Annotated in this window: 10 protein-coding genes; 7 read left to right on the forward strand and 3 right to left on the reverse strand. The window is 52.5% G+C overall.

All coding sequences use genetic code 11. From position 1 onward, the window contains the following. The first annotated feature begins 61 nt into the window (after positions 1-61). Positions 62-1444: an amino acid permease gene (locus EOS97_RS22015; protein WP_000412353.1), complete on the forward strand. Its 1383-nt coding sequence runs from the start codon at positions 62-64 to the stop codon at positions 1442-1444. A gap of 61 nt (positions 1445-1505) precedes the next feature. Here EOS97_RS22015 and EOS97_RS22020 read toward each other — a convergent pair whose 3' ends face one another. Further along, complete coding sequence (locus EOS97_RS22020; protein ID WP_000524877.1) at positions 1506-1841, reverse strand: GlpM family protein; 336 nt, start codon at positions 1839-1841, stop codon at positions 1506-1508. Positions 1842-1967: 126 nt separating this feature from the next. On the opposite strand from EOS97_RS22020, the gene rstA reads away from it, so the two are divergent. The 5 genes from rstA to tus all read left to right on the forward strand — a co-directional run bounded on the left by rstA (position 1968) and on the right by tus (position 8605). Then, positions 1968-2699, forward strand: a complete 732-nt coding sequence (gene rstA, locus EOS97_RS22025; protein WP_001080048.1) for a two-component system response regulator RstA — start codon at positions 1968-1970, stop codon at positions 2697-2699. 478 nt (positions 2700-3177) lie between these two features. Further along, the gene (ompS2, locus tag EOS97_RS22035; protein WP_000824328.1) at positions 3178-4329 is read left to right on the forward strand and encodes a porin OmpS2; all 1152 of its coding nucleotides are present in this window, start codon (positions 3178-3180) and stop codon (positions 4327-4329) included. A gap of 152 nt (positions 4330-4481) precedes the next feature. Continuing rightward, positions 4482-6188 (forward strand): amidohydrolase, encoded by a 1707-nt coding sequence (locus EOS97_RS22040; protein WP_000928669.1) that lies wholly within the window; start codon positions 4482-4484, stop codon positions 6186-6188. A 110-nt stretch (positions 6189-6298) separates the two neighbouring features. Then, on the forward strand, positions 6299-7600 hold the full coding sequence (gene rstB / locus EOS97_RS22045) for a two-component system sensor histidine kinase RstB (protein ID WP_000732954.1): 1302 nt from the start codon (positions 6299-6301) through the stop codon (positions 7598-7600). A gap of 75 nt (positions 7601-7675) precedes the next feature. Next, complete coding sequence (gene tus, locus EOS97_RS22050; RefSeq protein ID WP_000092497.1) at positions 7676-8605, forward strand: DNA replication terminus site-binding protein; 930 nt, start codon at positions 7676-7678, stop codon at positions 8603-8605. Here tus and fumC read toward each other — a convergent pair. Further along, entirely contained in the window at positions 8602-10005 is a 1404-nt protein-coding gene (gene fumC, locus EOS97_RS22055; RefSeq protein WP_000259117.1) for a class II fumarate hydratase, read from the reverse strand. The genes tus and fumC overlap by 4 nt on opposite strands. A gap of 167 nt (positions 10006-10172) precedes the next feature. After that, positions 10173-11819 (reverse strand): class I fumarate hydratase, encoded by a 1647-nt coding sequence (gene fumB / locus EOS97_RS22060; protein WP_000066609.1) that lies wholly within the window; start codon positions 11817-11819, stop codon positions 10173-10175. A gap of 199 nt (positions 11820-12018) precedes the next feature. On the opposite strand from fumB, the gene manA reads away from it, so the two are divergent. Then, positions 12019-13194 (forward strand): mannose-6-phosphate isomerase, encoded by a 1176-nt coding sequence (gene manA, locus EOS97_RS22065; protein WP_001170622.1) that lies wholly within the window; start codon positions 12019-12021, stop codon positions 13192-13194. Positions 13195-13245: the final 51 nt, after the last annotated feature.

Below are 13245 nucleotides of genomic sequence, written 5' to 3' on the forward strand. Positions count from 1 at the left end.
ATTTTTATGCGTTTTGCCATAATAATTATTCTTCCAATTTCATTTTTATAGCTGGATACCAATGGAAAAAAAACTGGGACTGAGCGCGCTGACCGCGCTGGTTTTAAGCTCAATGCTTGGCGCAGGTGTTTTCAGTCTGCCCCAGAATATGGCCGCCGTTGCCAGTCCGGCTGCGTTGTTAATTGGCTGGGCCATTACCGGCGTGGGGATACTCTTACTGGCATTCGCCATGTTAATCCTTACGCGCATTCGCTCCGAGCTTGACGGCGGTATCTTTACTTACGCCCGCGAAGGCTTCGGCGAACTGATTGGCTTTTGTTCTGCCTGGGGCTATTGGCTGTGCGCGGTCATCGCCAACGTATCCTATTTGGTTATCGTCTTTTCAGCGCTGAGTTTCTTTACCGATACGCCTGCCCTGCGTCTGTTTGGCGACGGTAATACCTGGCAGGCTATTGTCGGCGCTTCAGTCTTGCTCTGGATTGTCCATTTCCTCATCCTGCGCGGCGTACAAACGGCAGCCAGCATCAATCTGGTCGCGACTCTGGCGAAACTGTTGCCGCTCGGCGCGTTTATTGTGCTGGCTATCATGATGTTCAAACTGGATACCTTCACACTGGACTTCACTGGTGTTGAACTCGGTATTCCCGTATGGGAACAGGTCAAGAACACCATGCTTATTACGCTGTGGGTGTTTATTGGCGTTGAAGGCGCCGTCGTCGTCTCGGCCCGAGCGAAAAATAAACGCGATGTAGGCCGCGCCACGCTACTGGCGGTACTCGCAGCGCTGGGAATATATCTCCTGGTCACGCTGCTTTCTCTTGGCGTTCTGGCGCGTCCGGAACTGGCGGAGATGCGCAACCCGTCGATGGCCGGACTGATGGTAAAAATGATGGGGCCGTGGGGAGAAATTATTATTGCAGCTGGGCTGATTGTGTCTGTCTGCGGGGCTTATCTAAGTTGGACTATCATGGCGGCGGAGGTACCATTTCTGGCGGCAGCCTATAAATCCTTCCCGGGCATCTTCGCGCGACAAAATGCGCAAGGCGCGCCTTCTGCGTCGTTATGGCTCACCAATATCTGTGTGCAAATCTGTCTGGTGCTGATCTGGCTTACCGGTTCAGACTACAACACGCTATTGACGATTGCGTCAGAAATGATTCTGGTGCCCTACTTTTTGGTCGGCGCATTTCTGCTGAAGATTGCAACGCGTCCCCTCCATCGGGCGGTCGGTATCGGAGCCTGTATTTATGGCTTATGGTTATTATATGCGTCGGGTCCCATGCACCTGCTGCTGTCCGTCGTACTGTACGCGCCAGGATTACTGGTTTTCCTGTATGCGCGTCGGACGCACAAGCATGACAACGTATTAAATCGTCAGGAAGTCGTGCTGATTGGTTTATTGCTGGTCGCGGCGGTTCCGGCTACGTGGATGCTGGTGGGTTAACAACCTCCCCATCGTAATATCCGTCTGTATTACGATGGGGAAACCACGGTCTTTGCCAATATTAATGCCATTTAATCCAGCAAAAAATCAGCAGCCACGCGCTTAGCCCCCAGCAGACCACCGCACCGCCAAGCGCGACGGGCAGGCGCATCACGCCGCTGAAATACCATAGCGTTGCAAGATAAATGAAATAAGGAATGATCGACCACATGCTAAAGACGATGGTGGTACGCATCGCGTCGATGCCCCGCTCGCTGGCCACGATATAGTGCGCGATAAGCGCAAACGTTGGAAACAGAGGAATTAATCCGGCGATATAATAATTTTTCGTTTTTGACAGCAGACCAATCAATACGACGACCAGCGCCCCCAGGGCAGCTTTAATCACGAGTCCCATTACCTTGCCTTAACACGCTAATAACAACAGCGTGTAGCATAACGGAACCGCTCTCGTTTAGAAAAGATTTATGGAAGGGAAAACAGAGGCGGTGTATGTTGGCGTTTTCTATTCTCCATTTATAATATGAACCGCATTGTATTTGTTGAAGACGACGCTGAAGTGGGTTCGCTCATTGCCGCTTATCTGGCGAAACATGATATTGATGTCATTGTTGAGCCGCGTGGTGACCGGGCGGAGGATCTTATCCTCACCACTCAGCCCGATCTGGTTTTACTGGATATTATGCTTCCAGGTAAAGATGGCATGACGATATGCCGCGATTTACGCCACCGCTGGCAAGGCCCGATTGTCCTGCTCACCTCGCTGGACAGTGATATGAATCATATTCTGGCGCTGGAGATGGGCGCCTGCGACTACATCCTCAAAACCACGCCTCCGGCCGTTTTGCTGGCGCGTCTGCGCTTACACCTGCGGCAAAGCGAACAAACGCAACAGGCAAAAAGTCTTCAGGAGAGCGCGCTTACGCCGCATAAAGCGCTGCGTTTTGGCGCGTTAACCATCGATCCCCTTAACCGGGCGGTCCAGCTCAACGGCGATTTCATATCGCTCTCCACCGCCGATTTTGAATTGCTCTGGGAACTGGCGACACACGCCGGACAAATTATGGATCGCGACGCGTTGCTAAAAACGCTGCGCGGCGTCAATTATGATGGTCTGGATCGCAGCGTGGATGTGGCGATTTCCCGCCTGCGTAAGAAACTGCTGGATAGCGCTGCTGAGCCCTATCGTATAAAGACCATTCGCAATAAAGGCTATCTTTTTGCCCCTCATGCCTGGGACGAAACGACGGGATAAGTTAGCCGACAGATTTTACCTGCCTTTATTAAGTCATAGTGGCGATGCTCATCACCGCCACTGTTCAAAAAACAGACATTGTATACATGGATGCTATTTTTATTAGTCGGAACAGCCCCTTTATTACCGTTTTCTCTGCGTTGTGGTTCATCATTACGTCTTTTTCGCAAAAAAAATTAAATTAAAAAAACTCGAAGCCAGTTCACAAAATTGATAACAGAATGTCTGCCCGCCGCTATATTGCCATCTTTTTTCGCAAAGTGTGAAATAAAACAAATCACAACCATGAATATATAATAACAAATATATTCACCATAAATATATGCGTTTCCGATAGTAACTTTTGTATTAATTAATAACATATAAGAAAAGTTAGCATTTGCTGAAATAATATTATTCAGATTAGGATGCCTTTGATTCAACGAATCTGTAGAAGTTCAATCTTTTGCAAATAAGTTAAGTTTTTAAGGATAAAAAAATGAAAAGAAAAGTATTGGCACTTGTCATCCCGGCTCTGCTGGCTGCTGGCGCAGCACACGCCGCTGAAATTTATAACAAAGACGGCAACAAACTGGACCTTTACGGGAAAGTAGACGGCCTGCACTATTTCTCTGATGACTCTTCTAAAGATGGCGATCAGACCTATATGCGTGTCGGCTTTAAAGGCGAAACGCAGATTAACGACCAACTGACCGGTTACGGCCAGTGGGAATATAACGTTCAGGCTAACACTACCGAAGGCGAAGGCGCTAATTCCTGGACTCGTCTGGCATTCGCCGGCCTGAAATTCGGCGACTACGGCTCATTCGACTATGGTCGTAACTACGGCGTCCTGTACGACGTGGAAAGCTGGACCGATATGCTGCCTGAGTTCGGCGGCGACTCCTATACTTACGCTGACAACTACATGACCGGTCGTGCTAACGGCGTGGCCACCTACCGTAACACTGATTTCTTCGGTCTGGTAGACGGTCTGAACTTCGCGTTGCAATATCAGGGTAAAAATGAAAGCCAAAGCGCTGACGATGTAAATATCGGTACCAATAACCGTAATAATGGCGACGATATTCGTTACGATAACGGTGATGGCTTCGGTATTTCTACTACCTATGATATTGGCATGGGCTTCAGCGCAGGCGCTGCGTATACCACTTCCGATCGTACTAATGAGCAAGTCAATGCTGGCGGCACGATTGCTGGCGGCGACAAAGCGGATGCATGGACAGCTGGCTTGAAATATGATGCCAACAACATCTATTTAGCGACTATGTATTCTGAAACCCGTAATATGACGCCTTATGGTAAAACGGATGCGGGTTATGCTGGCGGCGTAGCAAACAAAACGCAAAACTTCGAAGTTACAGCCCAATATCAATTTGATTTCGGTCTGCGCCCGGCGGTTTCTTTCCTGATGTCTAAAGGTAAAGATCTGACCTATAACAACGTTAATGGCGATGATAAAGACCTGGTTAAATATGCTGATGTAGGTGCTACCTACTATTTCAACAAAAACTTCTCCACCTATGTTGATTATAAAATCAACCTGCTGGATGATGACGACCAGTTCTATAAAGATGCCGGTATCAGCACTGATGATATCGTCGCGCTGGGTATGGTTTACCAGTTCTAATTATTCATTAATTCTTCTCAAGCCCGCCGTTTTGGCGGGCTTTTCTTTTTTCATTACCACCGTTCTAAAAACAGAACGCACTGTTCCCTGGGCACAGATTGAACAATTCTTGTTCGCTCTCTATGGTTTGCTTATCGCCCGACAAAAGGAACATGCTAATGATCAGTCTCGTCCCGCCTCTGCTTTCCAGAACCGCGCTTCTCTTTCTGCTCACGGCCACAGGCGCAGCCACCGCCGCCCGCCCGGCAGCGGATATTATTTTGCATAACGGTAATATCATCACTCTGAATGATGCCCAGCCGCAGGCCAGCGCGCTGGCGATTTCCGGCTCGCGGATTGTGGCGATTGGCGATGATACGGCGACAAATGAATGGCGCGGCAACCATACCCGTACCATCGATTTACAGGGTAAAACCGTGATACCCGGCCTGACCGATACCCACATCCACGCCATTCGCGGCGGACAAACCTGGACATTCGAAACCTACTGGTACGACAGCCCTTCGCTTAAAGACGCGCTGGATAAATTACGCACCGACGCTAACCGTCGTCCCCACGATCAATGGGTAGCCGTAGTGGGATCGTGGATACCGGCACAATTTGCAGAAAACCGGGCGCCGACGGTAGCCGAACTGAGCCACGCCCTTCCCGATCATCCGGCTTATATTCAGTATCTTTACGACTATGCGTTAGTGAATCAGCGCGGTATAGACGTACTTGGCCTTAACAACACCCCTCCTCCTGATTTAGCGGGAATCCGCGTAGAGCGCGACGCAAAAGGTAGCGCCACGGGGAAATTATTTGGTGACATCGCCGCGTTCAATCAGCTTTTTGCCAGCATAAGTAGTAACGCCGATCGCGAGGGCGGTCTGCGGCAATTTTTCGCTGATATGAACGCTCGCGGCGTGACCGGCATCATTGACCCCTCTGCCGGGCCTGCCGCCGCTTATGAGCCTTTATTTGCAATGCGAAACCAGGGGGATTTACCGCTGCGCGTTGGGTATCGCATTCCGGTACAGCCGGAAGCGAAAGGTCATGAAGCGCAGTGGTTCAGCAACCTGATGGCCTTTCGCCCGGCGCGTGCCGATGACGGGCAACTGGCTTTTCTTGGCCTGGGGGAAAGCCTGGTGGCCGGAATGAATGACGGCGTGCGGATGGCCCCAGGGTTTTCTTCCTCAGAGCAGGACAAAACCGCGCTTCGCCAGGTCGCGACATTTGCGGCAAAACGGGGAATACCGCTTGAGATCCATGCATATACCGATGACAGCGCCGACGCGATATTGACGATTTTTGAGCAGGTAGCGCAGCAGTACGATCTGCGCCCTCTCCGCTGGTCTATTGCGCACCTGAATACCGGTTCGCCACAGACGCTTGAGCGAATGCGTAAGCTGGGTCTGGCATACACTGTGCAAATGGGGCCTTACTTTGAGGGGCTTGCCATCCGTGACGCCAATCCACCCGGCGCGACGGACAATTCGCCGCCGGTTCGACTGGCGCTGGATAAAGGGCTTGTCGTAGCTGGCGGCACCGATTCGACGCGTATTGGCATTGCCGGTGTCTGGCACGCTATCGAATATCATATCACCGGTATAGCGTCAGGCGGTTCCGTGCGTAAACCCGCCAGCGAGCGGCTCACGCGTCTGGAAGCGCTAGCGTTATATACACGTCATGCCGCCTGGCTCGCCTTTGCCGAACAACACCGGGGCCAGCTTAGCGTCGGAAAACAGGCCGATCTGGCGGTACTCAATCAGCCATTTATGACGATGCCGGAAGACAGAATTGATACCATTCGCGCTGTTTTGACGCTTGTCGATGGACGCATTGTTCACGAAAGTCCGGAACTTAACGCCGGACAATGAGGTTGTCAGTTGACGCAAAGCCTGCTTTTATAACCCACCAGCAGCGCTGACGGGAAATCTTTTTCGTCAGCGCGCGATAGAGCTAATGTATTGAGATCCGGTGGGCGTTGATGAAAAAGCTGTTTGTGCAGTTTTACCTTTTGCTGTTCGTCTGTTTTCTGGTCATGACCTTATTGGTCGGACTGGTGTACAAATTCACCGCCGAACGCGCGGGCAGGCAATCGCTCGACGATCTGATGAAAAGTTCGCTCTATCTGATGCGCAGCGAACTGCGGGAAATTCCGCCGCGTGAATGGGGGAAAACGTTAAAAGAGATGGACCTGAACCTCTCTTTCGATTTACGCGTTGAACCGTTAAATCACTATAAGCTTGATGCCGCCACCACGCAGCGACTGCGTGAAGGCGATATTGTCGCGCTTGACGATCAATACACCTTTATTCAGCGTATCCCGCGCAGCCATTACGTCCTGGCGGTTGGCCCGGTTCCCTATCTCTATTTCCTGCATCAAATGCGACTGCTGGATATCGCCTTAATGGCGCTCATTGCCTTTTCTCTCGCCTTTCCTGTGTTTATCTGGATGCGCCCGCACTGGCAAGAAATGCTCAGGCTCGAATCCGCCGCGCAGCGCTTTGGCGAGGGTCATTTGACTGAACGCCTGCACTTCGATAATGGCTCCAGTTTCGAACGTCTGGGCGTCGCGTTCAACCAGATGGCGGATAACATTAATGCCCTGATCGCCAGTAAAAAACAGCTGATTGACGGTATCGCCCATGAGCTTCGCACGCCGCTGGTACGTTTACGCTATCGGCTTGAAATGAGTGAAAATCTGACACCGCCGGAATCACAGGCGCTCAATCGCGATATTGGTCAACTGGAAGCGCTGATTGAAGAACTGCTCACCTATGCGCGCCTTGACCGACCGCAAAATGAACTGATGTTGACCGAACCCGACCTCCCCGCCTGGTTGCTCGCGCATTTACAGGATGTGCAGAGCGTGACCCCGGAACGTGCCGTAAACCTTGTCACATGTGTAATCGGCGATTATGGCGCGCTTGATATGCGGTTAATGTCGCGAGTGCTGGATAACCTGCTGAATAATGCGTTGCGCTACAGTCGTACCACCGTTCAAGTCAGCCTGTTACTCGACGGCAGTCAGGCAACGCTGATAGTTGAAGATGACGGCCCCGGCATTGAAGCGGATGCGCGAGAGCGCGTATTTGAACCTTTTGTCAGACTCGACCCCAGTAGAGACCGGGCGACAGGCGGCTGCGGGCTTGGACTCGCCATCGTACACTCTATCGCCCTGGCGATGGGCGGTAGCGTCGTCTGTGACGAGAGCGAACTGGGCGGCGCAAAATTTAGCTTTCACTGGCCGGTCTGGCACGCGATGCCCGACATGACCGCTGCCTGACGCATTTTGCACGCTGGTTGAGCGGCGGGAACTGTGCTATACAGATAGTATGTTGTAACTAAAATGAATGATACCATGTCCCGCTACGATCTCGTTGAACGCCTGAATGGCACTTTTCGCCAGATAGAACAACACCTGGCGGCGCTGACGGATAATCTACAGCAGCATTCGCTACTTATCGCCCGTGTCTTTTCACTGCCGCAGGTGACCAAAGAGGCGGAACATGCGCCGCTGGATACTATAGAGGTAACGCAACATCTGGGGAAAGAGGCCGAAACGCTGGCGCTACGTCACTATCGCCATTTGTTTATTCAACAGCAGTCCGAAAACCGCAGCAGTAAAGCCGCCGTCCGCCTGCCTGGCGTTTTATGCTATCAAGTGGATAATGCGACACAGCTAGATCTGGAAAATCAGGTACAGCGCATTAACCAGTTGAAAACCACCTTCGAGCAGATGGTTACGGTAGAGTCCGGTCTTCCCTCAGCGGCACGTTTTGAGTGGGTGCATCGGCATCTACCCGGCTTAATTACGCTGAACGCTTACCGCACGCTGACGCTTATCAATAACCCCGCTACCATACGTTTCGGCTGGGCAAATAAACATATTATTAAAAATTTAAGCCGGGATGAGGTTCTGAGCCAGTTGAAAAAAAGCCTCGCGTCGCCGCGCAGCGTCCCGCCGTGGACGCGCGAACAATGGCAATTCAAGCTGGAACGGGAATATCAGGATATCGCTGCCTTACCGCAGCAGGCCCGACTCAAGATTAAGCGTCCGGTTAAAGTACAGCCGATCGCCCGCATCTGGTATAAAGGCCAGCAGAAACAGGTGCAACACGCCTGCCCCACGCCGATTATCGCATTAATCAACACGGACAACGGCGCTGGCGTGCCGGATATTGGCGGGCTGGAAAACTATGACGCCGATAATATTCAGCACCGTTTTAAACCACAGGCGCAGCCGCTGCGACTGATTATTCCGCGACTGCACCTGTATGTGGCGGATTAACGTCCCGGCGTCATACTGCCAACCATCAACTCCGGACGTACCCAGGCGTCGAACTCCTCGTCGCTAAGGTATCCTAATGCCACGGCTGAGGCTTTGAGCGTCAGCCCTTCTTTATGCGCCTTCTTCGCAATCTCCGCCGCTTTATCGTAACCGATGTGCGTATTGAGCGCAGTGACCAGCATCAGCGACTCATTCAGCAACTGCGTAATACGCTCGCGGTTTGGCTCGATTCCTGACGCACAGTGTTGATTGAAACTCGCCATGCCATCGGCCAGCAGGCGCACCGTTTGCAGAAAATTATGAATAACCATCGGACGATAGACGTTGAGCTCAAAGTTGCCCGATGCGCCCCCCATATTGATGGCCACATCATTACCCATCACCTGGCAACATAGCATCGTTACCGCTTCACACTGGGTCGGGTTCACTTTACCAGGCATAATGGAACTGCCTGGCTCATTCTCCGGGATAGCAATCTCGCCAATGCCGCAGCGCGGGCCGGACGCCAGCCAGCGAACATCGTTGGCGATTTTCATCAGCGAGGCCGCCAGTCCTTTTAATGCGCCATGTGCCTGTACCAACGCGTCACAGGTCGCCAGCGCTTCGAATTTATTCGGGGCGGTAACAAACGGCGCTGCGGTAATCGTCGCCAGTTCCTCGGCCACGCGCCGGGCATATTCCGGGTGGGTATTAAGCCCTGTCCCTACTGCGGTTCCGCCGAGCGCCAGTTCCGCGACGTGCGGTAAACTGTGCTCAATGTGCCTGAGGTTATGTTCCAGCATGGCTACCCAACCGGAAATCTCCTGGCCTAAGGTGAGCGGCGTCGCGTCCTGCAGGTGAGTACGGCCAATTTTGACAATATCGGCGAAAGCGTGGGATTTATCGCGAAGCGTATCCGTTAATGCGGATAATTGCGGGATGAGGTGTTCGCGTAACGCCAGTAACGCCGCCACGTGCATGGCGGTTGGGAACACATCGTTTGAGCTTTGACTCTTATTGACGTCATCATTGGGATGCACCTTGCGCTCCATACCGCGAACGCCGCCCAAAATTTCACTGGCGCGGTTCGCTAACACCTCATTCATATTCATGTTGCTTTGCGTACCGGACCCGGTCTGCCAAATCGCCAGCGGAAACTCATCAGCATGTTTTCCCGCCAGCACTTCATCAGCCGCCTGGATAATCGCGCTGGCTTTTTCCGCCGCCAACAACCCTAAGTCCTGGTTTACCTTCGCAGCGGCGCGCTTGGTCAACGCCAGAGCGTGAATGAGCGAGACGGGCATTTTCTCCGTGGAAATCCGAAAATGCTCCAGCGAACGTTGAGTCTGCGCCCCCCACAGTTTATCTGCCGGGACTTCAATCGCGCCCATTGAATCTTTCTCGCGGCGTACCGTTACCATTACCTGCTCCTTACTCAAGTTGATGAGATCATGTGTCGACATTGCTCACATGTTTGCGGTCTTATGAGTATTAACGATAACAACACAACGGTGTAGACCGGATAAGGCGCTTGCGCCGTTCTCCGGCAAAATAGCGAATCATGTTACCGCCCCGCAGGGCGGCGACATTACTTAACGCAGCGTGCGCACTGCGATGACTGAATCTGCTGGAAGAAATCGTTGCCTTTATCATCCACCAGAATAAAGGCCGGAAAATCCTCCACTTCAATTTTCCAGATAGCCTCCATACCCAGTTCAGGATATTCCACGCACTCCAGGCGCTTGATACTACCCTGCGCCAGAACGGCTGCCGGGCCGCCGATACTGCCCAGGTAGAAGCCGCCATGTTTCTTACAGGCATCGGTCACCTGCTGGCTGCGGTTGCCTTTCGCCAGCATGATCATACTGCCGCCCTGCGACTGGAGCTGATCAACATAAGAGTCCATTCGTCCTGCGGTAGTCGGCCCAAGCGACCCGGAGGCATACCCTTCCGGCGTTTTTGCCGGCCCCGCATAATAGATAGGATGATCTTTGATGTACTGCGGCAAACCTTCGCCTCTGTCCATCCGTTCTTTCAGTTTAGCGTGCGCGATGTCGCGGCCCACAATAATCGTGCCGTTCAGCGACAGGCGCGTTGATACCGGATACTGCGACAGTTGTTGCAGTATCTCGCTCATGGGACGGTTAAGATCAACGCGCACCGCCTCGCCCTCTCCCGCCTGGCGCAGCGCCTCTGGAATATATTTACCGGGATTGCGCTCCAGCTTCTCGATCCAGATCCCTTCCCGGTTGATCTTCGCTTTAATGTTTCGATCCGCGGAGCAGGATACGCCCATACCTACCGGACACGATGCCCCGTGACGCGGCAATCTGATGACACGAATATCGTGAGCGAAATATTTGCCGCCGAACTGCGCGCCCAAGCCAAGATTTTGCGCCTCAAGCAACAATTCTTTTTCCAGCTCAATATCGCGGAAGGCCTGCCCGTGTTCATTGCCTTCGGTCGGTAGCGCATCATAGTATTTTGCCGAGGCCAGCTTAACGGTCTTCAGGTTCGCTTCCGCCGAGGTGCCGCCAATGACAAACGCGATGTGATACGGCGGACAGGCGGCGGTGCCCAGCGTACGCATCTTATCAACGAGATAATTTTTGAGCTTACCCGGCGTCAGAAGCGCTTTTGTCTCCTGATAGAGGTAGGTTTTATTCGCCGAACCGCCGCCTTTAGCGATACAGAGGAATTTATATTCATCGCCATCGACGCTGTAGAGATCGATCTGCGCCGGCAGGTTAGTACCGGTATTGACCTCTTTGTACATATCCAGCGCCGCGTTCTGCGAATAGCGCAGGTTATCTTCGATATAGGTGTTATATACGCCACGAGCCAGCGCCGCTTCATCACCTCCGCCAGTCCAGACGCGTTGGCCTTTTTTGCCGACAATAATGGCCGTACCGGTATCCTGGCAGGTGGGCAACACGCCCTTGGCCGCGATATCGGAGTTTCGCAGGAATTGCAGCGCGACATATTTGTCGTTTTCACTGGCCTGCGGATCGCGCAGAATATCCGCCACCTGCTGCTGATGCGCGGGACGTAACATAAAAGACGCGTCGTGGAAGGCCTGACGCGCCAACAACGTTAGCGCTTCCGGCGCGACTTTCAGGATCTCTTGTCCTTCGAATTCGGCGACGGAAACATGTTCGCTGGTCAACAAGTAGTACTCGGTATCGTCCTTTTTGAGGGGAAAAGGGTCTTGATAAAAGAAGGGTTTGTTTGACATTGTGCTCTCACTTACCGCTCGGTATGGTTATTCTCTGGGCAGGTGTTCCATTGCCCGACTCAAAGCGAGTAACACTATCCTACACAATTTTTTAACAAAAACTGAGACAAGTACGACTTTTTACGCGCGGAGGTTACTTCATGCGGGTTTCTTGGTTTAATACCTCCCATTGATCTCCACATTGAAACAGGGCTTGATAATGCAAAAACTCATTAACTCAGTGCAAAACTATGCCTGGGGAAGTAAAACTGCGTTAACGGAACTTTATGGCATCGCCAATCCGCAGCAGCAGCCAATGGCTGAACTCTGGATGGGCGCGCATCCCAAAAGCAGCTCGCGAATCACCACCGCCAACGGCGAAACCGTCTCCCTGCGTGACGCCATCGAAAAGAATAAAACCGCCATGCTGGGCGAAGCGGTAGCCAACCGTTTCGGCGAACTGCCGTTTCTGTTTAAAGTACTGTGCGCCGCGCAGCCGCTCTCTATTCAGGTGCACCCGAATAAGCGCAATTCCGAAATCGGTTTCGCGAAAGAAAATGCGGCGGGTATCCCCATGGATGCCGCAGAGCGGAACTATAAAGATCCTAACCATAAACCAGAGCTGGTTTTTGCCCTGACGCCTTTCCTGGCGATGAACGCGTTCCGCGAATTTTCTGACATTGTCTCTTTACTACAACCTGTCGCCGGCGCGCATTCCGCTATCGCCCACTTTTTGCAGGCGCCGAACGCTGAACGTCTGAGCCAGCTTTTCGCCAGCCTGTTGAATATGCAAGGCGAAGAAAAATCCCGCGCGTTAGCCGTACTCAAAGCGGCGCTTAACAGCCAGCAAGGCGAACCGTGGCAAACGATCCGCGTGATTTCAGAGTATTATCCTGACGACAGCGGGCTTTTCTCTCCTTTGTTGCTGAATGTGGTCAAACTGAATCCCGGCGAGGCGATGTTCCTGTTTGCCGAAACGCCTCATGCTTATCTGCAGGGCGTTGCGCTGGAAGTCATGGCAAACTCCGATAACGTTCTGCGCGCTGGCCTTACGCCAAAATATATCGACATCCCTGAGCTGGTCGCGAACGTGAAGTTCGAACCTAAGCCTGCCGGCGAGTTGCTGACTGCCCCGGTAAAAAGCGGCGCGGAGCTGGACTTCCCAATTCCGGTTGACGATTTTGCTTTTTCACTGCACGACCTGGCGCTTCAGGAGACGAGCATCGGCCAACACAGCGCCGCGATTCTGTTCTGCGTTGAGGGTGAGGCGGTGTTACGTAAAGATGAACAGCGTCTGGTACTGAAGCCGGGCGAGTCGGCCTTTATCGGCGCGGATGAATCTCCGGTTAACGCCAGCGGCACGGGCCGTTTAGCGCGTGTTTATAACAAGCTGTAGCAACGTACTGAATTTTTTAACAACTCTTGCTAAGCTTATAACAGACGTAAA

This window comes from Salmonella sp. SSDFZ54 (assembly GCF_004010735.1).
Classification (GTDB): Bacteria; Pseudomonadota; Gammaproteobacteria; order Enterobacterales; family Enterobacteriaceae; genus Salmonella; species Salmonella enterica.

What these genes read in the sequence shown, in the direction of transcription:
- ompS2 (WP_000824328.1), top strand. Translation starts at nt 3,178, where the DNA reads ATGAAAAGAAAAGTATTGGCACTTGTCATCCCGGCTCTGCTGGCTGCT.
- rstA (WP_001080048.1), top strand. Translation starts at nt 1,968, where the DNA reads ATGAACCGCATTGTATTTGTTGAAGACGACGCTGAAGTGGGTTCGCTC.
- EOS97_RS22040 (WP_000928669.1), top strand. Translation starts at nt 4,482, where the DNA reads ATGCTAATGATCAGTCTCGTCCCGCCTCTGCTTTCCAGAACCGCGCTT.
- rstB (WP_000732954.1), top strand. Translation starts at nt 6,299, where the DNA reads ATGAAAAAGCTGTTTGTGCAGTTTTACCTTTTGCTGTTCGTCTGTTTT.
- fumB (WP_000066609.1), bottom strand. Translation starts at nt 11,819, where the DNA reads ATGTCAAACAAACCCTTCTTTTATCAAGACCCTTTTCCCCTCAAAAAG.
- EOS97_RS22015 (WP_000412353.1), top strand. Translation starts at nt 62, where the DNA reads ATGGAAAAAAAACTGGGACTGAGCGCGCTGACCGCGCTGGTTTTAAGC.
- fumC (WP_000259117.1), bottom strand. Translation starts at nt 10,005, where the DNA reads ATGGTAACGGTACGCCGCGAGAAAGATTCAATGGGCGCGATTGAAGTC.
- tus (WP_000092497.1), top strand. Translation starts at nt 7,676, where the DNA reads ATGTCCCGCTACGATCTCGTTGAACGCCTGAATGGCACTTTTCGCCAG.
- EOS97_RS22020 (WP_000524877.1), bottom strand. Translation starts at nt 1,841, where the DNA reads ATGGGACTCGTGATTAAAGCTGCCCTGGGGGCGCTGGTCGTCGTATTG.
- manA (WP_001170622.1), top strand. Translation starts at nt 12,019, where the DNA reads ATGCAAAAACTCATTAACTCAGTGCAAAACTATGCCTGGGGAAGTAAA.